This is a genomic window from Micromonospora citrea, assembly GCF_049629545.1.
GTDB classification, from domain to species: domain Bacteria; phylum Actinomycetota; class Actinomycetes; order Mycobacteriales; family Micromonosporaceae; genus Micromonospora; species Micromonospora citrea_A.
In genome coordinates, this window is record NZ_JBNADX010000034.1 from 36,794 (window position 1) to 59,608 (window position 22,815).

Consider the following 22,815-nt stretch of genomic DNA (forward strand, 5'->3'; position numbering starts at 1 on the left):
CAGGGGGTCCACCACGGGCATATAGCGGGTGCGCCCGGCGTTGGCACATGTCAGGATTGCTTCCTACGTGACCAAACGGACAGGAGACTCAGTTTGCGAGACCAGGAGACCTACGTCCCCTTCGAGGACGACGAGCTCGACACCACCACCGGTGAGTTCGAGCTGTCGGAGCGGCAGGCGCTACGGCGGGTCCCCGGCCTCTCCACCGAGCTCACCGACATCACCGAGGTCGAGTACCGCCAGCTGCGGCTGGAACGGGTCGTCCTGGTCGGTGTCTGGACCGAGGGCACGCAGGACGACGCCGACAACTCCCTGACCGAGCTCGCGGCGCTGGCCGAGACGGCCGGCTCGCAGGTGCTCGAAGGGCTGATCCAGCGTCGCAACCGGCCCGACCCGGCCACCTACATCGGCCGGGGCAAGGTCGACGACCTCGGCGCGGTGGTCCTGCACACCGGCGCCGACACGGTGATCTGCGACGGCGAGCTGTCGCCGTCGCAGCTGCGGAACCTGGAGCAGCGCACCAAGGTCAAGGTGGTCGACCGCACGGCGCTGATCCTCGACATCTTCGCCCAGCACGCCAAGAGCAAGGAAGGTAAGGCGCAGGTCGAGCTGGCCCAGCTCGAATACCTGCTGCCGCGCCTGCGCGGTTGGGGTGAGACGCTGTCCCGGCAGACCGGTGGTTCCGGCCGGGGCGGCGGCGCCGGCGGCGGCGTGGGCCTGCGCGGTCCCGGTGAGACCAAGCTGGAGACCGACCGGCGGCGCATCCGCACCCGGATCTCCCGGCTGCGCCGCGAGATCAAGGGCATGAAGACGGTACGCCAGACCAAGCGCGCCCGCCGCTCCCGCAACGCCGTTCCGGCGGTGGCGATCGCCGGTTACACCAACGCCGGCAAGTCGAGCCTGCTCAACCGGCTGACCGGGGCGGGTGTGCTGGTCGAGAACGCGCTCTTCGCCACCCTGGACCCGACCACCCGCAAGGCGACCACCTCCGACGGCCGGCTCTACACCCTGTCGGACACCGTCGGCTTCGTCCGGCACCTGCCGCACCAGATCGTCGAGGCGTTCCGCTCGACCCTGGAGGAGGTCGCCGAGTCCGATCTGGTGGTGCACGTGGTGGACGGCACCCACCCCGATCCGGAGGAGCAGGTCCGCGCGGTCCGCGAGGTCCTCTCCGAGGTCGGCGCCGACCGGTTGCCGGAGCTGCTGGTGGTCAACAAGAGCGACGCCACCGACGAGGAGACGCTGCTGCGGCTCAAGCGGCTCTGGCCGGAGGCGATCTTCGTCTCCGCGCACAGCGGGCGCGGCATCGACGGGCTGCGTCAGGCGATCGAGGAGCGGCTGCCCCGCCCGGCGGTGGAGATCCGTGCCGTGCTCCCGTACGACCGGGGTGACCTGGTCGCCCGGGTGCACCGGCAGGGTGAGGTGCTGAGCACCTCCCACCTGGCCGAGGGCACCCTGCTGCACGTACGCGTCGGCGAGGCGCTCGCCGCCGAGCTGACCCCGTACGCGGCGGCGGCGGAGCACGCGGGCGCCGGGGCGCGATAGCGCTCCCGGCGTCACCCGGACGCAACACGAGGCATGCGACACTGGCGCAATGCGCCGCGCTGTTTCCTCGGTCACGGTTGCCCTCGGCCTGCTGGGGGCGATCGTGGCGTGTCCCGGTGCCGCCACGGCGGCGCAGGCCGCTCCCGCGCCCAAGAAGCGCTGCACCATCGAGGACCAGCGGCTGGACGAGCTGTCCGGGCTGGTCGCCACGAAGACCGGCTACATCGTGATCAACGACGGCTCGTTGCAGGAGAACCGCAAGCGGGTCTTCTACCTCGACAGCAAGTGCAAGATCGCCAAGGAGCCGGTCCGCTACTCGGGGGCCGGCCCCTTCGACACCGAGGACCTGGCCGTCTCGCCGGACGGCAAGACCCTCTGGATCGCCGACATCGGTGACAACCCGGGCAAGGAGCGGCGCAGCCGGATCGCGGTCTGGACGATGCCGGTCGGCGGCGGCAAGCAGCCGGTGCTGCACCGGTTGACGTACCCGGAGCAGAAGCCGCACGACGCCGAGGCGCTGCTCGTCGGCGCCGACAACCAGCCCCTGGTGATCACCAAGGTGCCCAGCGGCAAGGCCGAGATCTACACCCCGACGGCGAAGCTGAAGAGCGGCGGCGACACCGAGCCGGTGCCGATGAAGAAGGTCGGCGAGATCGCGCTGCCGGAGACCAGCACCGACAACCCGTTGAACATCTTCGGCCGGGTGGCGATCACCGGCGCGGCCCGGTCGCCCGACGGCGCGAAGGTGGTGCTGCGCACCTATGCCGACGCCTTCGAGTACGACGTCACCGGCGACGACGTCGTCGCGGCGCTGACCACCGGCAAGCCCCGGGTCACCCCGCTGGCCGACCCGTTCGGCGAGGCGATCTCCTACAGCCCCGACGGCAAGACCTTCCTCACCGTCTCCGACGCCGGGGAGCTGGCCGCCGACGACCCGATCGACATCCTGGCGTACACACCGTCGACCTCCGGGGCGGAGGCGCTGGCCGGCGCGGACGACGCGAAGAAGCCGGCGGCGGAGAAGTCCTGGTTCGACACGCTCAGCCTGGACCAGATCACGTACCTGATCGCCGCGGTCGGCGTGCTCGGCGCGCTCCTGGTCGGCGCGGGCATCGTCGGGATCCTGCGGTCCCGGCGCAAGCCTGCCCCCGCCGACGGGGGACGCGACGGCGACGATCCGGAGCGCGACGACCCGTTCTCGTCCGGGGCGATCGACCGGGCCGACGACGGCGCCGCCGGCGCGCGGGGCGGTGTGTACGGCGGCGCGCCCGCCGCCGGCGTCTACGGCGCCCCACCGGCGGCCGGTGGGCCCGCCCGCGCGCCGGCCGGTGGCGGTGTCTACGGCGGCGGCGCCCGTCCCGGTGGCCCGGCCCCCGGCGGCGCGCGACCTGCGGCGGCCGGCGCGCCCGGCGGCGGCGCCCCGGGCGGCCGTCCCGGTGGCGGCGTGTACGGCGGCGCCCGTCCGGCCGGTGGTGGCGTCTACGGCGGCGCGGCGGGTGGACAGCCCCCGGGCGGTGGTGCTCCGCGTGGTGGCGCTCCGGCCGGCCCGCCCGGTCCGCCCGGCGCCGGCCCGCGTGGTGGCGTCCCGGCCGGTCCGCCCGGCGCCGGCCTGCGTGGTGGCGTCCCGGCCGGTCCGCCCGGTGCCGCCCCGCGTGGTGGGGGCACCGCCGGTCCGCGCGGTGGCGCGCCGAACGGGGCCGCGCCCCGAGGCGGCGGCGTGTACGGCGGCCGGGCCGAGCCGCCGCGCCGTGAGCCCGGCCCGCGCGATCCACGAGCCGCCCAACGCCGCGACGAGGGGTACGACGACCGGCACGGCTACGGCCAGCCGCCGGGGCGCGAACACCGGGGCGAGCGCTACTGAGCCGCCGCCAGGCACGGACACGACGACGGGGTGGTCGCTTCGGCAGCGGCCACCCCGTCGTGTCGGGTACGGGTCAGATCCGGCGCAGCACCGCGACGACCCGCCCCATGATGGTGGCGTCGTCGCCGGGGATCGGGTCGAAGGCCGGGTTCTGCGGCATCAGCCAGACGTGCCCGTCGCGCCGGCGGTACGTCTTGACCGTCGCCTCGCCGTCGAGCATGGCGGCCACGATGTCGCCGGCCTCGGCGGTCGGCTGCTGCCGCACCACCACCCAGTCGCCGTCGCAGATCGCCGCGTCGAGCATCGAGTCGCCCTTGACCTGGAGCATGAAGACCTCGCCCTCACCCACCAGCTCGCGGGGGAGCGGGAAGACGTCCTCCACCGCCTGCTCGGCGAGGATCGGCCCACCGGCGGCGATCCGGCCCAGCATCGGCACGTACGCCGGGGTCGGGCGCTGCGAGCGGCTCAGCTCGTCGTCGGCGTCGCTGGGGGCCCGGACGTCCACCGCGCGCGGCCGGTTGGGGTCGCGGCGCAGGAAGCCCTTCTTCTCCAGCTCCTTGAGCTGGTAGGCGACGCTGGACGGGGAGACCAGGCCGACGGCCTCGCCGATCTCGCGCACGCTCGGCGGGTAGCCCTGGCGCTCGACCCAGCTGCGGATGAACTCCAGGATCCGTCGTTGGCGGGCGGTCAGGTCGACGGTGGCCGGGTCGGGGAAGCTGCTGACCACCGGGGTGACCGGGCGCACGGTCGGCTGCGCCGCCCGGCTGCGCGTGGTGCGGGGACGCCGAGTGGCCGGCGGACCCGCCTCGGCGATCGGCTGCGGGTTCTTCTGCCGGCTGGCCCGGTCCTCGGTCACGTCCGTCCTCCCTGGTCGGCGCTGGGTGCCTTGGCGGCTCGTGGTGCGTGCGGGGGTCTCGCGGGGCCGGGCCCGACGTCGTGCGACGCGCCCGGTCGTTCATGACCGTATAGGTGAGATCGGTCATTTTCAAACATCTGTACGACCTGCCGTCGGCGTGTCGGTGCGAAATCCTGGAAACTCGAACGCGCGTTCTGATAAATGGTACGTCCTCGTCGAACTTGTGTTCGACCGGCACGTCCTTTCGGTGCGGCCGTCCGTTTCCCGCGTACGGGCCGGACGGGCGGTAACCTCCGGCGCGGCTCGGCGGTTGGGTCTGTCGGCGGCACGGTCGGGTGATCACCGAGGTGACGCGCCGGACACGCCGCCCAACTTGACCGCGCTCGGTCGGCCGCCTACGGTCAACCCCTAGATGTAGTAGTCACATGGGCGTAAGTCGCCTACAGGTTGGGTTCGACTACCGACCGCACTCCCGTACCGTCGACGACGGCGACGGTCACCGAAGGTGGCCCCGCCGGGTCGACGCGTGCCCGGAGGCGGGCGGCGCGGGCCCGTGGTCGATCTAAGGAGGTCAGGCGATGCGGTGTCCGTACTGCCGACACGCCGACTCCCGGGTGGTCGACTCCCGCGAGGCCGACGACGGGCAGTTGATCCGCCGCCGCCGGTCCTGCCCGGAGTGCGGCAAGCGGTTCACCACCGTCGAGGAGGCGGTGCTGGCCGTGGTCAAGCGCAGCGGGGTGACCGAGCCGTTCAGCCGGACGAAGATCGTCGGCGGGGTGCGCAAGGCGTGCCAGGGCCGGCCGGTCGACGAGGACTCGATCGCGCTGCTCGCGCAGAAGGTCGAGGAGACCGTACGGGCCAAGGGGGCCGCCGAGATCCCGAGCCACGAGGTGGGGCTGGCGATCCTGGGCCCGCTGCGGGACCTCGACGAGGTCGCCTACCTCCGCTTCGCCAGCGTCTACCGGTCCTTCGACTCGCTCGCCGACTTCGAGCGCGAGATCGAGACGCTGCGGGCCGCCGCGCGCGCCCGTGCCGACGCGGTCGAGGCCGCCGGCCGTACCAGTTGAGTTTTTCGGATTTCTGACAAGTGACGACGCGCGGCGGGTGACCGCGCAGACGAGGGGGCGGATGAGATGGCGGGGGACGGCGTGACAACGAGCCGGTCGCGGGCGGCCAGGAACGGCGCGGCGGTGACGGGGCTGAAGGTGCAGCGGGTCTGGACGACCGAGGGCGTGCACCCGTACGACGAGGTGGCGTGGGAGCGCCGCGACGTCGTGATGACGAACTGGCGGGACGGCTCGATCAACTTCGAGCAGCGCGGGGTCGAGTTCCCCGAGTCCTGGAGCGTCAACGCGGCCAACATCGTGACCACCAAGTACTTCCGGGGCGCGGTGGGGACCCCGCAGCGGGAGTGGTCGCTCAAGCAGCTCATCGACCGGGTGGTCAGCACCTACCGCAAGGCCGGTGAGGAGCACGGCTACTTCGCCTCCCCGGCCGACGCGGAGGTCTTCGCCCACGAGCTGACCTGGATGCTGCTGCACCAGGTGTTCAGCTTCAACTCGCCGGTCTGGTTCAACGTCGGCACGCCGTCGCCGCAGCAGGTCAGCGCCTGCTTCATCCTGGCGGTCGACGACTCGATGGACTCCATCCTGGACTGGTACAAGGAGGAGGGGCGGATCTTCCAGGGCGGCTCCGGCGCCGGGGTCAACCTCTCCCGCATCCGCTCCTCGAAGGAGCTGCTCTCCTCCGGCGGCACCGCCTCCGGCCCGGTCAGCTTCATGCGCGGCGCGGACGCCTCCGCCGGCACCATCAAGTCCGGTGGCGCCACCCGGCGGGCGGCCAAGATGGTCATCCTCGACGTAGACCACCCGGACATCGAGGAGTTCGTGGCGACCAAGGCGCGCGAGGAGGACAAGATCCGCGCGCTGCGCGACGCCGGCTTCGACATGGACCTGGGCGGCGCGGACATCGTCAGCGTGCAGTACCAGAACGCCAACAACTCGGTGCGGGTCTCCGACGAGTTCATGACGGCGGTGGAGAACGGCGGCGGCTTCGACCTGCGCGGCCGGCTCGACGGGCAGACCATCGAGACGATCGACGCCAAGAAGCTGTTCCGCACCATCGCCCAGGCCGCCTGGGAGTGCGCCGACCCCGGCCTGCAGTACGACGACACCATCAACGACTGGCACACCTGCCCGGAGACCGGGCGGATCACCGCGTCGAACCCGTGCTCGGAGTACCTGCACCTGGACAACTCCTCGTGCAACCTGGCCTCGCTGAACCTGATGAAGTTCCTCCGCGCCGACGGCGGCTTCGAGGTGGAGAAGTTCGTCCGGTCGGTCGAGTTCGTCATCACCGCGATGGACATCTCGATCTGCTTCGCCGACTTCCCGACCGAGAAGATCGGCGAGACCACCCGCGCCTACCGCCAGCTCGGCATCGGGTACGCCAACCTGGGCGCGCTGCTGATGGCCTCGGGCCTGCCGTACGACTCGGAGCAGGGCCGCTCGGTCGCCGCGGCGATCACCTCGCTGATGACCGGCACCGCGTACCGCCGCTCGGCCGAGCTCGCCGCCATCGTCGGCGCGTACGAGGGCTACGCCCGCAACGCCGAGCCGCACAAGCGGGTCATGCGCAAGCACGCCGCCGCCAACGACGCGATCAAGCCGGCCGGCACGGTCGCCACCGCCATCCAGCGGGAGGCCACCAAGCAGTGGACCGAGGGCAACAAGGTCGGTGACAAGCACGGCTGGCGCAACTCGCAGGCGAGCGTCCTCGCCCCGACCGGCACCATCGGCCTGATGATGGACTGCGACACCACCGGCGTCGAGCCGGACCTGGCGCTGGTCAAGTTCAAGAAGCTGGTCGGCGGCGGCTCGATGCAGATCGTCAACCAGACCGTGCCGCGCGCCCTGCGCAGCCTCGGCTACCCCGAGGAGCAGGTCGAGGCGATCGTCGAGCACATCGCCGACCACGGCCACGTGGTGGACGCCCCCGGCCTCAAGCCGGAGCACTACCCGGTCTTCGACTGCGCCATGGGTGAGCGTTCCATCGCTCCGATGGGCCACGTGCGGATGATGGCGGCGGTGCAGCCGTTCATCTCCGGCGCCATCTCCAAGACGGTCAACATGCCGGAGGCGGCTACCGTCGAGGACGTCGAGAAGATCTACTTCGAGGGCTGGAAGCTCGGCCTCAAGGCGCTGGCGATCTACCGGGACAACTGCAAGGTCGGCCAGCCGCTCTCGGTGGCCAAGCCGAACAAGGCTGCTTCCGCCGTCGAGGCCCCGGCCGAGGCGGAGAAGGCGGTCGAGAAGGTCGTCGAGTACCGCCCGGTGCGCAAGCGGCTGCCGAAGAAGCGCCCGTCGCAGACGGTCAGCTTCTCCGTCGGCGGCGCCGAGGGCTACCTCACCGCGTCGTCCTACCCGGACGACGGCCTCGGCGAGGTCTTCCTCAAGATGTCGAAGCAGGGCTCCACCCTGGCCGGCGTGATGGACGCCTTCTCGGTGGCCATCTCCATCGGCCTGCAGTACGGCGTCCCGCTGGAGACGTACGTCAGCAAGTTCACCAACATGCGCTTCGAGCCGGCCGGCATGACCGACGACCCGGACGTGCGGATGGCGGCCTCGGTGATGGACTACATCTTCCGTCGCCTGGCGCTGGACTTCCTGCCGTACGAGCGCCGCGCCGAGCTGGGCATCTTCACCGCCAAGGAGCGGGCCGCCCAGCTGCGGGCCGAGGCCGAGGCGGAGGCCGGCACGGTCAGCGGTGCGGAACTCACCGCGATGGCCTCGTCCGCCCCGGTCGAGGCGCCGGAGCCGAAGACCGGCCCGGTCGCCCAGCCGGCGCAGGAGGTCGCCGACGTCGCCGCCGTCAAGCCGGCGCCGGCCGTGGGCTCCTCCACCGAACTGCTGGAGGCCGTGATCGGCAAGGCCGCCGACGCGCCGCTCTGCTTCACCTGCGGTACGAAGATGCGCCCCGCCGGTAGCTGCTACGTCTGCGAGGGCTGCGGCTCCACCAGCGGCTGCAGCTGACGTACGACGACAAGGCGCCCCGCATCCGTCAGGTGCGGGGCGCCTTGCTGCGCGCCCTCTCCCGGCCACGCCCGCCGTGAGTTGCGTGACAGACCGGGCACCACCGGACCCCGCGCTGCCAGCATCAGGGCATGACGACCTCCGCCGCGTACGCGGACTTCGCCGCCCGGGAGGCCCACGGCGTGTCCCCGACGTACGAGCGACTCGCCCTGGCCGTGTCCCGGGACCACGCGCTGCTCGCTCTGCTCGATCCGCTGCCACCGGCGAAGCGGCAGCCCAACCTGCTGTTCGGCGTCGTCCGGCTGCTCGGCGGGCCGGTCGACGATCCGGTCGCGTTCCGGGACTTCACGGTGTCGAACTGGGCGGCGGTGGCCGCCGAATGCCGCTCGCGGGCCACCCAGACGAACGAGCCGGGCCGGTGCGCCGTCCTGCTGCCGGTGCTCGCCGCGCTGCCGCAGCCGCTGGCACTGCTGGAGGTCGGCGCGTCCGCCGGCCTCAACCTGTACCCCGACCGGTACGCCTACCGGTACGGCGAGCAGCGGCTCGGTGCCGGTGAGCCGGTGCTCGACTGCGACCTCACCGGCACGACCCCGCCGGCCCGTCGGCCCGAGGTGGTGTGGCGGGCGGGCCTCGACCTGAACCCGCTCGACGTCACGGATCCCGCCGACGTCAGGTGGCTGGACGCGCTCATCTGGCCGGAGCACGCGTACCGCCGCGACCGGTTGCGCGCCGCCGCGACCGTCGCCGCCGCCGACCCGCCGTCGCTGGTCCGCGGCGACCTGGTGGACGACGTCGCGGCGTTGGCCGCCCGGGCACCGGCCGGCGCGACGCTGGTGGTGTTCCACACCTCCGTGCTGTATCAGGTGCCGAGGGCGCGGCGGGAGGCGTTCACCGAGGTGGTGCGCGGGTTGCCCGGTCACTGGGTCGCGAACGAGGCCCCGGACGTGCTGCCCTGCGAGGGCCTGCCCGAGCCGCCGGACGCGGCGCTGTGCAACGTGCTCGCGCTGGACGGCAGGCCGTTGGCCTGGACCCGCCCGCACGGCCAGGGGCTGATCTGGTTCGCGTGACGCCCGCGTCCGACGCAGCGTCCGTCGGAGCCCGCCTCCGCGCCCGGCGGAACCGCCTCCGGCGCAGACCGGCCCGGTGGGCGGACAGGCGCGCTCTGGACCGCCTCGTCGCCGCTCTCCGTCACCGGTTCGGGGCAGCGGGTGAGATCGATCTTCACTAGGCTGACGGTCCAGATGACCCCCGGGTGAGGTGACCATGGCGAAGCCGTCCCGTCCCGCCCTGCTGCTCCTCGCGGCTCTCAGCCCGACCGTCTGGGGCCTGGTCGTCGGCTGGTGGACACCGCGTGGCCCCGGCGGCAACCACGATGCCGTGGTGTCGGTGCTGGCCAGCCTCGCGGCGGGGCTGCTCGCCGGCTGGCTGGGCCGGTCCCGCTGGGCGATGCTGGCCGCGCCGGTGCTCTTCGCGCTCGCCGTGGAGCTGGTCCGGATGCCGCTGCGCGGTCCGACCGTCGACGCCCCGCACCTGAGCGGCTTCGGCGTCGCCGCCCTGCTGCTCGGCCGCGGACTGCACGGCCTGCTCACCCTGCTGCCGCTGCTGGTCGGGGCCGCGTACGGGGCGGGGCTCGCCCGCCGTGCCGCCCGGCGGGCAACCGCCGTGCTGCCGGCGCCCGGCGTGGCGGACGGCAGCCGGCACACGCCCGAGCCGGCGACGGGCGCGGCGGGCGACGGTCGGCACACGCCCGAGCCGGCGGCGTCGACCGGTGACGCCCGTGCGGCCACCGACGTGCGGACCGGTGGGCCGGCTGCCGGCAGCGCGCCGGGTCGTCGCCGTCCCTGGTGGACCTGGGCGGGCCGGGCGGGGGTGGGCCTCCTCGCCGCCGTCGTCGCCCTCGTCACGGTCGCGGCGGCGGTGCCGGCGCGCACCGCCCCGGTCCCGGGCGGGATCGCCGAGCTGACCACGGTGCACAGCGGCGACCGGGAACTCGGGCTGATGCTGCGCGGTGCCGACCGGAACGCCCCGGTGCTGCTCTTCCTGCCCGGCGGGCCCGGCTCCTCGGAGGTCGGCTCGGTCCGCCGGCACCTCGCCGGCCTGGAACGACACTTCGTCCTGGCCACCGTGGACCGGCGCGGCGGGGCGAGGTCCTGGGCGGCCTTCGCGCCGTCGTCGTCGTTCACCCTGGACAGCGAGGTCACCGACGCCATCGCGGTGGTGGAGCATCTGCGGCAGCGGTTCCGGCAGGACCGGGTGTACCTGATGGCCCACTCCGGCGGCTCCCTGGTCGGGGTGACGGCCGTGCGGCGCCGCCCCGAGCTGTTCCGCGCGTACGTCGGGGTCGGGCAGGCCGTCGACCTGCGCGCGGCCGACATCAGCCAGTACGCCGACACCGTCGCCTGGGCCCGCCGCACCGGCCGTGCCGACCTGGCGGACCAGCTCACCGACCTGGGTCCGCCGCCGTACCCGGACATGTACACCTACGAGCCGCTGCTGGCCAACGAGGCCGGGGCGTTCGACTTCGACCGCACCGGCAACGCCGAGGGCCGTGACGGGGTGGCGGAGAACCTGAACGTGCCCGAGTACACCCTGCTGGAGAAGGCGCACGCGCTCAGCGGCAGCCTCGACGGGTTCGACGTGCTCTATCCGCAGCTCCAGCACCTCGACCTCCGCCGGGAGGTGCGCCGGCTCGACGTGCCGGTGTACCTCATGGACGGGGCCCACGAGGTGCCCGGCCGACTCGCCCTGACGCGCGAGTGGTACGCGCGCCTGGAGGCGCCCCGCAAGGAACACGTGGTCCTCGACGGGGCCGGGCACCGGTCCCTGTTCCAGCGGCCCGGCCCCGTCACCGACCTGCTGACCCGGGTGCTCACCGAGACCCGAGGCTCCGGCGTCTGACCGCGGCGGCGGCGATGATCGTCCGTCGACGTCGAGCCGGGCCGGATCTTCGCAGACGATCACGGGCACCCCGGCGGGACGGCGGTGGCCGGGTCGTCTCGCGTAGGGTCGCCGGCGTGAGCGTCGCCCTCTTCACCCTCGGCGGGACCATCGCGATGGCCGGGATCGGCCCGGGGGAGCGGCCGGTGGTCACCCGGCTGACCGGGGCGGACCTGCTCGCCGCCGTACCCGGGCTCGACACGGCCGGCGAGGAGCTGGACGTGCGCGACGCGCTCGCCGTACCCAGCGCCGACCTGACGTACCGCCGGCTGCTGGACGTGGTCGACGCCGCGTCGCGGGCGGTCGCCGGCGGCGCGACCGGCGTCGTCGTCACCCAGGGCACCGACACCCTGGAGGAGACCGCCTACCTCGCCGACCTGGTCTGGCCGAACGCCGCGCCGCTGGTCGTCACCGGCGCCATGCGCAACCCCACCCTGGCCGGGGCCGACGGCCCGGCCAACCTGCTCGCGGCGGTCCGGGTCGCCGCGTCCGCCGAGGCCCGCGACCTGGGGGTGCTGGTCGTCGCCGACGACGAGATCCACGCCGCCCGGTGGGTCCGCAAGACCCACAGCACCAGTACGGCCACCTTCGCCTCCCCGAACGCCGGGCCGCTCGGTCACGTCGCGGAGGGGCGGGTACGCCTGCTCACCCGGCCGCCCCGGCACGCGCCGCTGCCGTCGGTGGACCCGGAACGGCTGGACGCCACCCGGGTCGCCCTGCACACCGTCACCCTCGACGACGACGGCTGGCTGCTCGACGGGCTGGCCGACCGCCGGCACGGCCTGGTCGTCGCCGGGTACGGCGTGGGGCACGTGCCGTCCGCGCTCGCCCCGGTGCTCGGCGCGCTCACCGACCGGATGCCGGTGGTGCTGACCTCCCGTACCGGCGCCGGCCCGGTGCTGCGGCACACCTACGGCGCGGTCGGCTCGGAGACCGACCTGCAACGGCGGGGCCTGGTCAACGGCGGGCTGCTCGACCCGTACAAGGCGGTGGTGCTGCTGCGGACGCTGCTCGCCGCCGGCGCGGGACGCGACGAGGTGGCGGACGCCTTCGCCCGCCACGGCTGACCGGCGGCGGTGCGCCGGACGACGGTCGCCGGCCACGTCCCGGCGGCCGGCCCGGGGAGGCGGGCTCCGTAGACTCGCCGCGATGAGTGGCGAGCGACGACCCCTGGCGGACCGGCCGCTGACCGAGCCGCACCCGTCGCGGCTGCCGCCCGAGCACCCCGACCGGGCCCGGATCCTCGGCGCGCACGCCGCCGCGCTGGCTGCCGGGGAGGCCGGCTACCTCGACCCGTCCACCGGGCTCTTCGTGCTCAGCGCCGCCTTTCTCGCCCGCCGGGGCACCTGCTGCGGCCGGGGCTGCCGGCACTGCCCGTACGTCGACGACTGACCCGCGAGCGCGGTTAACCGGGTGACCGACCGGGGCCCGTCCACCTAGGTTGACGCTGCCGGGCCGTCGGCCCGGCGACGGCCGTGGCGGACCGTCCGACCGGCGGCAGGTGGCGTCCGTGACCGAGCAACTCGTCTCCTCCCCACGGCGCACGGCGCGCGTCCAGTTGTGGCGGCACCGGAACTTCGCCCTCTTCTGGGCCGGCCAGACGGCCGGCGAACTCGGCATCCGCGTCAGCGGGGTGGCGCTGCCACTGCTCGCCGCCGACGCCCTCGGCGCCAGTGTCCTCCAGGTCTCCCTGCTGACTTCCCTGGCCTGGCTGCCGTACCTGCTCTTCTCGCTGCCCGCGGGGCTGCTCGTGGACCGGGTGGAGCCGCGGCGGCTGATGGTCGGGTGCGACCTGGGGCGGGCCGCGCTGATGCTCGCGGTGCCGGTGGCCGCCCTGGTCGGCCACCTCACCCTGCCCCTTCTGTACGCCGTGGTCGGGCTCTCCGGGGTGTTGACCGTGCTGTTCACCGTGGCGTACAAGACCGTCCTGCCGCGCCTGGTGGCGTCCGAGCAGCTGGTGGAGGGCAACGCCCGGCTCTCCGTCAGCCAGGACGTCGCCCAGCTCGTGGGGCCGACCGTCGGCGGGGCACTGACCGGGCTGGTCGGCGGGGCCCGGACCGTCGTCGGCACCGCGCTCACCTTCGTGGTCAGCGCGGTGACGTTGCTGCTCGTCCGGCTGCCGGCGCAGGAGCGGCCCGCCGCAGCGGCGCGTGTCCCGGCGCGGGCCGCGCTGACCGAGGGGCTGGGATTCGTCCGGCGGCACCCGATCCTGCTGCGGATCCTGGCCTGCGTCACCACGTCCAACTTCTTCGCCGTCGCCACGCAGTCGCTGGAGGTCGTCTACCTCGTCCGCGAGCTGGACGCCGCCCCGGCGCTGGTCGGTGCGGTGTTCTCCCTCGGCGCGGTCGGTGGGCTGGTCACCGGCGCGCTCGCCGACCGGATCTCCCGCCGGATCGGCTCGGCCCGGGTGATCTGGGTGGCGATGGCCGTACCCGGTCCGCTCTACCTGCTCGTCCCGCTGGCCCGGCCCGGCTGGGGGCTGCTGCTCTACGCCGTCGGTCTCGCCGCGTTCTCCGCCAACGCGGTGCTGTTCAACATCGCGATCCTGTCGTACCGGCAGCGGGTGACCCCGCCGGAGCTGCTCGGCCGGGTCACCGCCGCGTTCCTGTGGATCTGCTTCGGGGCGGTCCCGCTCGGCGCGCTCTTCGGCGGCACGCTGGGCAGCGGGTGGGGGGTGCGGCCGGCGCTGGTGGTCTGCGCGCTGGGGACGTGGAGCGCCGCGCTCTGGGTGGTGCTCTCTCCCCTGCGGAGAATGCGCGACCTGCCGTCGAGTTGACGATCGGGCAGGCTTCCCTCCCGGCAGGAGAGCCCGTACGGTGTCCGACGGACAACCGGCGGGCCCGCCCGCCGCCGATCGCGGAGGTTCCCGTGCGTGTGCGGATCTGGCTGGGCGCCGCAGCAACCCTGCTGACCGCCGGCTGCGCCGGTGATCCCGCGCCGGTGGCCGTACCACCCGTGGAGCCGGTGACCGTCGAGGTGGCCGCCGCCTCCTCCGGCGGGGCCTGCACGTTGCTCGACTTCGGGGTGATCGAGGAGCACACCGGCGTCCGCTTCGACGTGGCGGCGGCGAGTGACCGGAAGGACACCCGCACCTGCGTGGTCCGCGCCGAGGGCGCCACCCTGCCCGAGTTGACCCTGACCGTCACCGACACCTCGATCGACGTGGCGACCTTCACCGCCGACGTGCAGCCGGAGGGCGCGGCGAAGGTGTCGAAGCTGGGCCGGGCCGCCTACCGCCGGACGGTGGCGAAGACGGCCAAGCAGGGGCCGGCCGCCGAGGTGGGCTGGCTCGTCGAGGGTCGGCTGGCCACCCTGCGCTGGACGTGTGAGCGCGGGGCGGCGAAGGCCGATGCCGAGGAGCTGACCGGCAAGCTGGTCGACCTGGCCAGGAAGATCGACACCCGTACCGGGTGAGGCCTGGCGACACACCGGCCAGCCGGGCCGGCCGCCGTCAGTGCGCGGCGACGAAGACCCGGGAGGCGACCTCGCGGGGCAGCCGGATCCGCTCACCCGAGCGGTCGATGGACACCCCGTCCCGCTCCTGGGCGACGGTGACCGTGGCGCCGGGGTCGATGCCGGCGGCGTGCAGCTGGCGCAGCACGTCCGAGTCGGTCTGCACGCTCTCGCAGATGCGCTGGACCACGACCTGCCCGGAGAGGCCGGGGAAGGCGAGGTTGCGCTCGGCCTCGGCGGTGTCGGCGGCCGCGGGCTCGGGCAGGCCCAGCTCCTCCAGCCCCGGGATCGGGTTGCCGTACGGCGAGCGGGTCGGCCGGTTGAGCAGGTCGTAGACCCGCTTCTCGACGGCGTCGCTCATCACGTGCTCCCAGCGGCAGGCCTCCTCGTGGGCCTCCTCGTAGGGCATCCCGATGACGTTGACCAGCAGCAGTTCGGCGAGGCGGTGCTTGCGCATCACGGAGACGGCGCTGCTGCGGCCCAGCGGGGTCAGCGTCAGGTGCCGGTCGCCCTCGACGGTGAGCAGGCCGTCGCGCTCCATCCGGGCGACGGTCTGGCTGACGGTGGGCCCGCTCTGCCGCAGCCGCTCGGCGATCCGCGCACGCAGCGGCGGCACACCTTCCTCTTCCAACTCGAGGATGGTGCGCAGGTACATCTCGGTCGTGTCGACAAGATCGTGTCGGGCCATCGTTACCACCTCTCCTCGGAGGTGACTACGCCCTCAATCGTGTCGATCAGATCGTGTTTCACGTCAGCGGCCCTCCGGTGCACGATGCTACCCCGGCCGTCCGACGGACCGCCGGTGCCGAACCGCGAGGTCGCTGCCCGGATGGTGTTGACTGGACGCCATGTCCGGAGCCGAGACGCCGCTGATCGAGCCGGGACAGCTCGCCGCCGAGCTGTCCCGGCCCGAGCCGCCCACCCTGCTCGACGTGCGCTGGCGGCTCGCCGGCCCGCCCGGGCGCGACGACTACGCCGCCGGTCACCTGCCCGGCGCGGTCTTCGTCGACCTGGACACCGCGCTCTGCGGCCCGCCCGGCGTCGCCGGTCGGCACCCGCTGCCCGACCCGGCCGCGCTCCAGGCCGCGCTGCGGGCCGCCGGCGTGCGCGCCGGTCACCCCGTCGTCGTGTACGACGGCGGCGACGGCATGGCCGCCGCCCGCGCCTGGTGGACCCTGCGCTGGGCCGGCCACCGGCAGGTACGCCTGCTGCACGGCGGCTGGCCGGCCTGGCTCGCCGCCGGCCTGCCCACCTCCACCGAGACGCCGACCCCCGCCCCGGGTGACGTGACCGTCCGCCCGGGCGCCCTGCCGGTGCTGGACACCGCCGCCGCGGCGGCCCTGGCGGCGGCCGACGCGGGGGTGCTGCTGGACGTGCGGGCCGCGCCCCGCTACCGGGGCGAGTCCGAGCCGATCGACCCGGTCGCCGGGCACGTGCCCGGCGCGGTGAACCTCCCCGCGCCGCAGTACGTCGCCGACGGCCGCTTCCCGTCCGCCGAGGCGCTGCGCGAGCGCTTCGCCGCCGTCGGCGTGACCGGGGACGCGCCGGTGGGGGCGTACTGCGGGTCGGGAGTGACCGCCGCGCAGGCGGTGCTCGCCCTGCACCTCGCCGGCCGGCCGGACGCCGCGCTCTACGTCGGGTCGTGGAGCGAGTGGGTGGCCGACCCGGCCCGTCCGGTGGCGACGGGACAGACGCCACGGCCGTGAGCCGCGCGTGCCGTCGGCGGTCGGCGACGCTCGTGCGACGATGACCTCATGTCGGACGACACGGTGGTGGTGTGGGACGAGTCCCTGCTCGCCTACGACATGGGTGAGCACCCGCTGGACCCGGTCCGGGTCGAGCTGACCGTCGCGCTCGCCCGGGAGCTGGGCGTCCTCGACCGGCCGGGGGTGCGGCTGGTCGAGCCCGAGCCGGCTGCCGACGCGCTGCTCACCCGGGTGCACCTGCCCGACTACCTGGACGCGGTCCGGGTCGCCCCGCACGACCCGCTCTTCGCCGGGTACGGGCTGGGCACCTCGGACAACCCGGTCTTCGCCGGGATGCACGAGTCCAGCGCCCTGATCACCGGGGCCAGTGTGGCCGCCGCCGAGGCGGTCTGGCGGGGCGAGGCCCGGCGCGCGGTCAACGTCGCCGGTGGGCTGCACCACGCCATGCCCGACCGGGCCGCCGGGTTCTGCGTCTACAACGACCCGGCCGTGGCCATCGCCCGGCTGCTCGACCTCGGCGCCGAGCGGGTCGCGTACGTGGACGTGGACGTGCACCACGGCGACGGCGTGCAGGAGATCTTCTACCGCGACCCGCGGGTGCTCACGGTCAGCGTGCACGAGACCCCGCTGGCGCTCTTCCCCGGCACCGGGTTCCCCGACGAGACCGGCGGCCCCGGCGCCGAGGGCACCGCGGTCAACCTGCCCCTGCCGCCCGGCGTGAACGACGCCGGCTGGCAGCGTGCCTTCCACGCGGTCGTGCCCTCGGTGCTGCGGGCGTTCCGGCCGCAGATCCTCGTCACCCAGTGCGGCGCCGACGGGCACCGCCTCGACCCGCTGGCCGACCTGCACCTGTCCGTGGACGGGCAGCGCGCCACCTACCTGGCGCTGCGGGCGCTGGCCGACGAGCTCTGCGAGGGCCGGTGGGTGGCCACCGGCGGCGGCGGGTACGCCCTGGCCGAGGTGGTGCCCCGGGCCTGGACGCACCTGCTCGCCGTGGCCACCGGCGCGCCGGTCGCGCCGGCCACGCTCACCCCGCCGAGCTGGCGTGAGCTGGCCGCCCGGCGGCTGCCCGGCAGCCGGATCCCGCTGCGGATGACCGACGACGTCGACCCGTCGTACGAGCCGTGGCAGCCGACCGGCGAGCCGAACTCGGTGGACCGGGCGATCGCGGCCACCCGCAAGGCGGTCTTCCCGCTGCTCGGGCTCGATCCGCACGACCCGCGCGACTGAGCCGAGGACCTGGGAGGAGACCGACCGGTGACCACCACCGTGGACCAACCGGTGGACGTGCTGCTCAGCGACGGGACCACCGTCCAGCTGCGCCCGATCCGCCCGGACGACGCCCCGGAGATCGTCGCGATGCACTCGCGCTTCTCCGAGCGCACCCGCTACCTGCGGTACTTCTCGCCGTACCCGCGCATCCCGGAGCGGGACCTGCAACGGTTCGTCAACGTCGACCACCGCGACCGGGAGGCGTTCGTGGTGCTCGCCGGCGGCCGGATCGTCGCCGTCGGCCGGTACGAGCGGCTCGGCCCGCAGGCGCCGGAGGCGGAGGTCGCGTTCGTCGTCGAGGACGCCTACCAGGGCCGGGGGATCGGCTCGGTGCTGCTGGAACACCTCGCCGCCGCGGCCAGCCGCTACGGCATCGTCCACTTCGTCGCCGAGGTGCTGCCCGCCAACGGCGCGATGCTGCGGGTCTTCGCCGACTTCGGCTACCAGGTCCAGCGCCAGTACGCCGACGGCGTGGTGCACCTGACCTTCCCGATCGCCCCCACCGAGGCGACCCTGGAGGTGCAGCGCGGCCGGGAGCACCGCACCGAGGCGCGCTCGATCGCCCGGCTGCTCGCCCCGCGCGGCATCGCCGTCTACGGGGCCAGCGCCACCGGGCAGGGAGTCGGCGCGGCCGTCCTCGGTCACCTGCGCGACGGCGGCTACACCGGCGCGATCGTCCCGGTGCACCCCAGCGCGACCACGGTGGCCGGGCTGCCCGCGTACCCCTCGGCGGCCGACGCCGGGCACGAGATCGACCTGGCGGTCGTCGCGGTGTCCCCGGAGGTCGCGCCCACGGTGGTCGCCGACGCGGCCGCCGCCGGGGTGCACGGCCTGGTGGTCATCTCCGCCGGCTTCGCCGAGGCCGGCGCCGACGGCGCGGCGGCGCAGCGGGCGCTGGTGCGGGCCGCGCACGCCGCCGGCATGCGGGTCGTCGGCCCGAACTGCCTGGGCGTGGCGAACACCGACGAGAAGGTGCGCCTCAACGCCACCCTCGCCCCGGCCCTGCCCGCGCCCGGCCGGGTGGGCCTGTTCAGCCAGTCCGGCGTGTTCGGGGTGGCGCTGCTCGCCGAGGCGCACCGGCGGGGGCTGGGGCTGTCCAGTTTCGTCTCCGCCGGCAACCGGGCCGACGTCTCCGGCAACGACCTGCTGCAGTACTGGCAGGACGACCCGGGCACCGACGTGATCCTGCTCTACCTGGAGACCTTCGGCAATCCGCGCAAGTTCGCCCGGCTGGCCCGGCGGATCGGCCGGGACAAGCCGGTGGTGGCGCTCGCCTCGCTGGCCCGCCCGGTCGGTCTGGGCGACGGGCCGGGCCTGGACGAGGCCGCGGTGAGCGCGCTCTTCGCCCAGTCCGGGGTGATCCGGGTGGACACCGTCGCCGAACTGCTCGACGTCGGTGTGCTCCTGGCCCACCAGCCGCTGCCCGCCGGCCCCCGGGTCGCCGTGGTGGGCAACTCCTCGGCGCTGACCGGGCTCGCCGCCACCGCCTGCGCCACCCAGGGGCTCGTCCTCGCCGACGGGTACCCGCGCAACGTCGGCCCGCACGCCGGGGCGGCCGAGTTCGCCACGGCGCTGGCCGAGGCGACCGCCGACGAGGGCGTCGACGCCCTGGTCGCCGTCTTCGCCCCGCCGCTGCCGGGGCAGCTCACCGTCGAGGAGGCGGACTTCACCGCCGCGCTGCCGACCACGCTCGCCGCCGGCAAGCCCACCGTGGCGACGTTCCTCGCCGGACGGGTGCCCGCCGGGGTGCCGGCGTACCCGAGTGTCGAGGAGGCGGTCCGGGCGCTGGGTCGGGTCACCTCGTACGCCGGCTGGCTGCGCCGTGATCCGGGGACACTGCCCGAGCTGTCCCGGGTGGACCCCGACGCCGGGCAGGCCGCGCTGCGCGCCGACCCGTCCGACCCGGCCGGGCTGCTCGCCGCGTACGGGATCGATCTGGTCGGGTCGGCCCCGGCGGCGACGGTCGACGAGGCGGTTGCGGCGGCGGGGCGGCTGGGCTGGCCGGTCGCGCTCAAGGCCGCCGCCCCGGGCCTGCGGCACCGCCTCGACCTCGGCGCGGTCCGCCTCGACCTCGCCGACGAGGCCGCGCTGCGCCGCGCGTACGCCGAGATGGCCCCGGTCTTCGGCCCGGAGGTCCTGGTCCAGCCGATGGTCCCGCCCGGGGTGGCCTGCGTGGTCGAGCTGATGGAGGACCCGGCGTTCGGTCCGGTGGTCGGGTTCGGCCTGGGCGGCGTCGCCACCGAGCTGCTCGGCGACCGGGCCTGGCGGGCGGTGCCGCTGACCGAGCGGGACGCCGCCGAGTTGGTCGACGAGCCACGGGCCGCGCCGCTGCTGCGCGGGCATCGGGGCGCCGCCCCGGTCGACCGGGCCGCCCTGGCCGACCTGCTGCTGCGGGTGGGGCGGCTCGCCGACGAGCAGCCCCGGGTGCGTTCGCTGACCCTCAACCCGGTGCTGGCCCGGCCGGACGGCATCTCGGTGCTGCACGCCACCGTCCGGGTCGGTACGGCCGGCGCCCGCCCGGACACCGGCCCCCGCCGACTCTGACCTGCCCCGCCGGGGCCGACGACCCCGGCCCGCCGCCACCGGACGGGTGGCGGTGGCCCGGGTGGCGTCGCGGGATCAGGCCCGGTCGGAGATCTGCTGCACGGCCCAGGAGTTGCCGTCCGGGTCGTCGAAGAAGACGAAGCCGACGTTGTCCAGCGGATGCGGCGTCGGGCGGGGGTTGTCCCCCATCTTCGTGATCTCGCTGACCTCGACCCCCCGCTCGACCAGCTCCGCGCGGGCCTTCTCCAGGTCGGGCACGACCAGTTGGATGCCCTTGAGCGACCCGGGCTCCATCTTCGGCACCGGGCCGTTGCCGATCACTATGGAGCAGCCCGATCCGGGGGGCGTGAGCTGCACTATCCGGCCGTCGTCCCCCATCTTGGTGTCGTGGTCGACGGCGAAGCCGAGCCGGTCGGCGTAGAACTCCTTGGCGCGGTCCACGTCGGAGACCGGCACCACCACCACTTCCAGCGTCCAGTTCATACGTCCGACCCTGCCCGATCCGTGCGTCGTTGCGAAGCCGGCACACCGTGAAGGCCCCGGCGAACCGCCGGGGCCTTCCGTTCCGGGTGGGTCAGCAGGCGTACGCCTCCAGCCGCTGCGCCCGCTCCGGTGCGCGCAGCTTCAGCAGCGTCACCTTCTCGATCTGCCGGATCCGCTCCCGGGACAGGCCGAACTCCCGGCCCACCTCGTCCAGGGTGCGCTGCCGGCCGTCGTCCAGGCCGAACCGGAGCCGGATCACGGCCTGCTCCCGCTGGGAGAGGGTGGCCAGCACGATCCGCACCTCGTTGCGCAGCTCGCCGTTCGCGGCGGCGTCGGCCGGCTCCGCGTTCGGGTCCACCGCGGCGACGAAGTCGCCGAGCGCGCTCTCGCCGTCCTCGCCGACGGCCTGGTCCAGGCTGACCGGCTCCCGGTCGTACGAGATCAGCTCGATCACCTGGAACTCGGGGATCTCCAGCGCCCGCGCCACCTCGGCGACGGTGGGCTCCCGGCCCAGCGTGACCGACAGCTCGCGGCGTACCCGGACCATCCGGTTGACCTGCTCGACCATGTGCACCGGGATGCGGATGGTGCGGGCCTGGTCGGCCATGGCCCGGGTGATCGCCTGGCGGATCCACCAGGTGGCGTACGTGGAGAACTTGTAGCCCTTGGCGTAGTCGAACTTCTCCACCGCGCGGATGAGGCCCAGGTTGCCCTCCTGGATCAGGTCCAGGAACGCCATCCCGCGTCCGGTGTAGCGCTTGGCGATGCTCACCACCAGCCGCAGGTTCGCCTCCAGCAGGTGGTCCTTGGCGGCGCGGCCCTGCGCGACGATCAGCTCCAGGTCGGTCCGCAGCTCGGCGGAGACCGGGGTGCACGTGGAGAGCTTCTCCTCGGCGAACAGCCCCGCCTCGATCCGCTTGGCCAGCTCCACCTCCTGCGCCGCGGTGAGCAGCTTGGTCCGGCCGATGCCGTTGAGGTACGCCCGGACCAGGTCGGTGGAGACGCCGCGCTCGTCGGTGGCGTCGAGGTCGGTGAGGGCCTCCGTGCCGTGTCCGGCGTCGATGGTGGCGGCCGGGCGCGTCTGGTGCTCGATCATCTGCAGGGCCATCTCAGTCTCTCCCCGTGTCCGCTTCTGTGCCGCGTACCGGCCCAGTGGTGCCGGTGATGAACAGCTTTCCAACCGGGGCGTGAAACGGGAGTGAGGCGATCGGGGACCCGACAGCGTTACGTTCGGGTGTCCTGCGTCACGTCTGTTGCCGGGGGCGGTTACCGTGCCAGCGGTCGGCCATCGGGGTCGGCGACGACAACGATGGAGGACGTGGTGGTCTTCAAGCGGCTCATGCAGGCGATGGGTGTCGGCGGCCCTTCCGTGGAGACGGTGCTGGCCAACCCGCACTGCCGGCCGGGCGGTCAGCTGGAGGGGCGGATCCAGGTGGCCGGCGGCGACCACGGCGTCGACATCTCCTACGTGGCGCTCGGCCTGGTCACCCGGGTCGAGGTGGAGGGCGCCGACTCCGAGTACAACACCAACCAGGAGTTCGCCCGCCAGCAGGTGACCGGCCCGTTCCGGCTGGAGGCGGGGCAGCGGTACGACATCCCGTTCCGCTTCCAGGTGCCCTGGGAGACCCCGCTGACCGACCTGTACGGCCAGCGCCTGCACGGCATGACGATGGGGCTGCGTACCGAGCTGGAGGTGGCCCGGTCGGTCGACTCCGGTGACCTGGACGCGGTGTCGGTGCATCCGCTGCCGGCGCAGGAGCGGCTGCTGGAGGCGGTGCTGCGGCTGGGCTTCCGGTTCGCCCGCGCCGACGTCGAGCGTGGGCACATCTACGGCGTACGGCAGAGCCTGCCGTTCTACCAGGAGATCGAGTTCTTCCCCGCCCCGCAGTACGCCCGCGCGATCAACCAGCTGGAGTTGACCTTCATCACCGAGCCGCGGCAGACCCAGGTGGTGCTGGAGATCGACAAGCGCGGCGGCGTCCTCTCCGAGGGTCGTGACGCCTTCGGCCGCTTCACCGTCGACCACGCCACCCTCGACACGGTGGACTGGGCCGCCCAGCTCGACGCCTGGCTGCGCCAGTCCGTCCAACGCCGCGGCCTCTTCTTCTAACCCCCCACCAGCCCCCA

Annotated in this window: 18 protein-coding genes; 14 read left to right on the top strand and 4 right to left on the bottom strand. The window is 74.1% G+C overall.

Annotated elements, in window-relative coordinates; all coding sequences use genetic code 11:
• Window positions 1–93: 93 nt before the first annotated feature.
• Window positions 94–1,545 (top strand): GTPase HflX, encoded by a 1,452-nt coding sequence (hflX, locus tag ACPFP2_RS26980; protein ID WP_424092621.1) that lies wholly within the window; start codon window positions 94–96, stop codon window positions 1,543–1,545.
• 49 nt (window positions 1,546–1,594) lie between these two features.
• The gene (locus ACPFP2_RS26985) at window positions 1,595–3,406 is read left to right on the top strand and encodes a hypothetical protein (RefSeq protein WP_424092623.1); all 1,812 of its coding nucleotides are present in this window, start codon (window positions 1,595–1,597) and stop codon (window positions 3,404–3,406) included.
• A 73-nt stretch (window positions 3,407–3,479) separates the two neighbouring features.
• Here the strand turns inward: ACPFP2_RS26985 and lexA are convergent, their stop codons facing one another.
• The gene (gene lexA / locus ACPFP2_RS26990; protein WP_424092624.1) at window positions 3,480–4,262 is read right to left on the bottom strand and encodes a transcriptional repressor LexA; all 783 of its coding nucleotides are present in this window, start codon (window positions 4,260–4,262) and stop codon (window positions 3,480–3,482) included.
• 578 nt (window positions 4,263–4,840) lie between these two features.
• On the opposite strand from lexA, the gene nrdR reads away from it, so the two are divergent.
• From nrdR to ACPFP2_RS27030, 8 genes are all read left to right on the top strand, one after another.
• Window positions 4,841–5,329, top strand: coding sequence for a transcriptional regulator NrdR (nrdR, locus tag ACPFP2_RS26995; protein WP_424092626.1), 489 nt, complete (start codon window positions 4,841–4,843; stop codon window positions 5,327–5,329).
• A gap of 66 nt (window positions 5,330–5,395) precedes the next feature.
• Window positions 5,396–8,293 carry a vitamin B12-dependent ribonucleotide reductase gene (locus ACPFP2_RS27000; RefSeq protein ID WP_424092627.1) on the top strand — a complete coding sequence of 966 codons (2,898 nt, stop codon included), beginning with the start codon at window positions 5,396–5,398 and terminating at the stop codon, window positions 8,291–8,293.
• A gap of 131 nt (window positions 8,294–8,424) precedes the next feature.
• Entirely contained in the window at window positions 8,425–9,360 is a 936-nt protein-coding gene (locus ACPFP2_RS27005; protein ID WP_424092628.1) for a DUF2332 domain-containing protein, read from the top strand.
• A 196-nt stretch (window positions 9,361–9,556) separates the two neighbouring features.
• A complete protein-coding gene (locus ACPFP2_RS27010) occupies window positions 9,557–11,191 on the top strand; it encodes an alpha/beta fold hydrolase (RefSeq protein ID WP_424092629.1) in 1,635 nt (544 codons plus the stop codon).
• Between the two features lie 116 nt (window positions 11,192–11,307).
• Window positions 11,308–12,297 carry an asparaginase gene (locus ACPFP2_RS27015; protein ID WP_424092631.1) on the top strand — a complete coding sequence of 330 codons (990 nt, stop codon included), beginning with the start codon at window positions 11,308–11,310 and terminating at the stop codon, window positions 12,295–12,297.
• A gap of 82 nt (window positions 12,298–12,379) precedes the next feature.
• A complete protein-coding gene (locus tag ACPFP2_RS27020) occupies window positions 12,380–12,622 on the top strand; it encodes a DUF5522 domain-containing protein (protein WP_424092633.1) in 243 nt (80 codons plus the stop codon).
• Between the two features lie 118 nt (window positions 12,623–12,740).
• Window positions 12,741–14,006, top strand: a complete 1,266-nt coding sequence (locus tag ACPFP2_RS27025) for an MFS transporter (protein ID WP_424092635.1) — start codon at window positions 12,741–12,743, stop codon at window positions 14,004–14,006.
• A 92-nt stretch (window positions 14,007–14,098) separates the two neighbouring features.
• Window positions 14,099–14,644 carry a hypothetical protein gene (locus ACPFP2_RS27030; RefSeq protein ID WP_424092637.1) on the top strand — a complete coding sequence of 182 codons (546 nt, stop codon included), beginning with the start codon at window positions 14,099–14,101 and terminating at the stop codon, window positions 14,642–14,644.
• A 37-nt stretch (window positions 14,645–14,681) separates the two neighbouring features.
• On the opposite strand, the gene ACPFP2_RS27035 is transcribed toward ACPFP2_RS27030, so the two are convergent.
• Window positions 14,682–15,371 carry a metal-dependent transcriptional regulator gene (locus tag ACPFP2_RS27035; RefSeq protein ID WP_424092638.1) on the bottom strand — a complete coding sequence of 230 codons (690 nt, stop codon included), beginning with the start codon at window positions 15,369–15,371 and terminating at the stop codon, window positions 14,682–14,684.
• Window positions 15,372–15,531: 160 nt separating this feature from the next.
• Here ACPFP2_RS27035 and ACPFP2_RS27040 point away from each other — a divergent pair, with 160 nt between their 5' ends.
• The 3 genes from ACPFP2_RS27040 to ACPFP2_RS27050 are packed head-to-tail and all read left to right on the top strand — an operon-like array spanning window position 15,532 to window position 20,205.
• On the top strand, window positions 15,532–16,389 hold the full coding sequence (locus tag ACPFP2_RS27040; RefSeq protein WP_424092640.1) for a sulfurtransferase: 858 nt from the start codon (window positions 15,532–15,534) through the stop codon (window positions 16,387–16,389).
• Between the two features lie 48 nt (window positions 16,390–16,437).
• The gene (locus tag ACPFP2_RS27045; RefSeq protein ID WP_424092642.1) at window positions 16,438–17,619 is read left to right on the top strand and encodes an acetoin utilization protein AcuC; all 1,182 of its coding nucleotides are present in this window, start codon (window positions 16,438–16,440) and stop codon (window positions 17,617–17,619) included.
• A gap of 9 nt (window positions 17,620–17,628) precedes the next feature.
• Window positions 17,629–20,205 carry a GNAT family N-acetyltransferase gene (locus ACPFP2_RS27050; RefSeq protein ID WP_424092649.1) on the top strand — a complete coding sequence of 859 codons (2,577 nt, stop codon included), beginning with the start codon at window positions 17,629–17,631 and terminating at the stop codon, window positions 20,203–20,205.
• 75 nt (window positions 20,206–20,280) lie between these two features.
• Here ACPFP2_RS27050 and ACPFP2_RS27055 read toward each other — a convergent pair whose 3' ends face one another.
• Together ACPFP2_RS27055 and sigB are read right to left on the bottom strand one after the other, a co-directional pair.
• Entirely contained in the window at window positions 20,281–20,688 is a 408-nt protein-coding gene (locus ACPFP2_RS27055) for a VOC family protein (protein ID WP_424092644.1), read from the bottom strand.
• A gap of 91 nt (window positions 20,689–20,779) precedes the next feature.
• Window positions 20,780–21,796 (bottom strand): RNA polymerase sigma factor SigB, encoded by a 1,017-nt coding sequence (sigB, locus tag ACPFP2_RS27060; RefSeq protein WP_424092648.1) that lies wholly within the window; start codon window positions 21,794–21,796, stop codon window positions 20,780–20,782.
• Window positions 21,797–22,009: 213 nt separating this feature from the next.
• Here sigB and ACPFP2_RS27065 point away from each other — a divergent pair, with 213 nt between their 5' ends.
• Complete coding sequence (locus ACPFP2_RS27065; protein ID WP_424092651.1) at window positions 22,010–22,798, top strand: sporulation protein; 789 nt, start codon at window positions 22,010–22,012, stop codon at window positions 22,796–22,798.
• The last annotated feature ends 17 nt before the right edge of the window (window positions 22,799–22,815 follow it).

Coding starts and splice junctions, on each gene's coding strand:
- ACPFP2_RS26985 (WP_424092623.1), top strand. CDS start 1,595: ATGCGCCGCGCTGTTTCCTCGGTCACGGTTGCCCTCGGCCTGCTGGGG.
- nrdR (WP_424092626.1), top strand. CDS start 4,841: ATGCGGTGTCCGTACTGCCGACACGCCGACTCCCGGGTGGTCGACTCC.
- ACPFP2_RS27000 (WP_424092627.1), top strand. CDS start 5,396: ATGGCGGGGGACGGCGTGACAACGAGCCGGTCGCGGGCGGCCAGGAAC.
- ACPFP2_RS27005 (WP_424092628.1), top strand. CDS start 8,425: ATGACGACCTCCGCCGCGTACGCGGACTTCGCCGCCCGGGAGGCCCAC.
- ACPFP2_RS27010 (WP_424092629.1), top strand. CDS start 9,557: ATGGCGAAGCCGTCCCGTCCCGCCCTGCTGCTCCTCGCGGCTCTCAGC.
- ACPFP2_RS27020 (WP_424092633.1), top strand. CDS start 12,380: ATGAGTGGCGAGCGACGACCCCTGGCGGACCGGCCGCTGACCGAGCCG.
- ACPFP2_RS27035 (WP_424092638.1), bottom strand. CDS start 15,371: ATGGCCCGACACGATCTTGTCGACACGACCGAGATGTACCTGCGCACC.
- ACPFP2_RS27040 (WP_424092640.1), top strand. CDS start 15,532: ATGTCCGGAGCCGAGACGCCGCTGATCGAGCCGGGACAGCTCGCCGCC.
- ACPFP2_RS27045 (WP_424092642.1), top strand. CDS start 16,438: ATGTCGGACGACACGGTGGTGGTGTGGGACGAGTCCCTGCTCGCCTAC.
- ACPFP2_RS27055 (WP_424092644.1), bottom strand. CDS start 20,688: ATGAACTGGACGCTGGAAGTGGTGGTGGTGCCGGTCTCCGACGTGGAC.
- sigB (WP_424092648.1), bottom strand. CDS start 21,796: ATGGCCCTGCAGATGATCGAGCACCAGACGCGCCCGGCCGCCACCATC.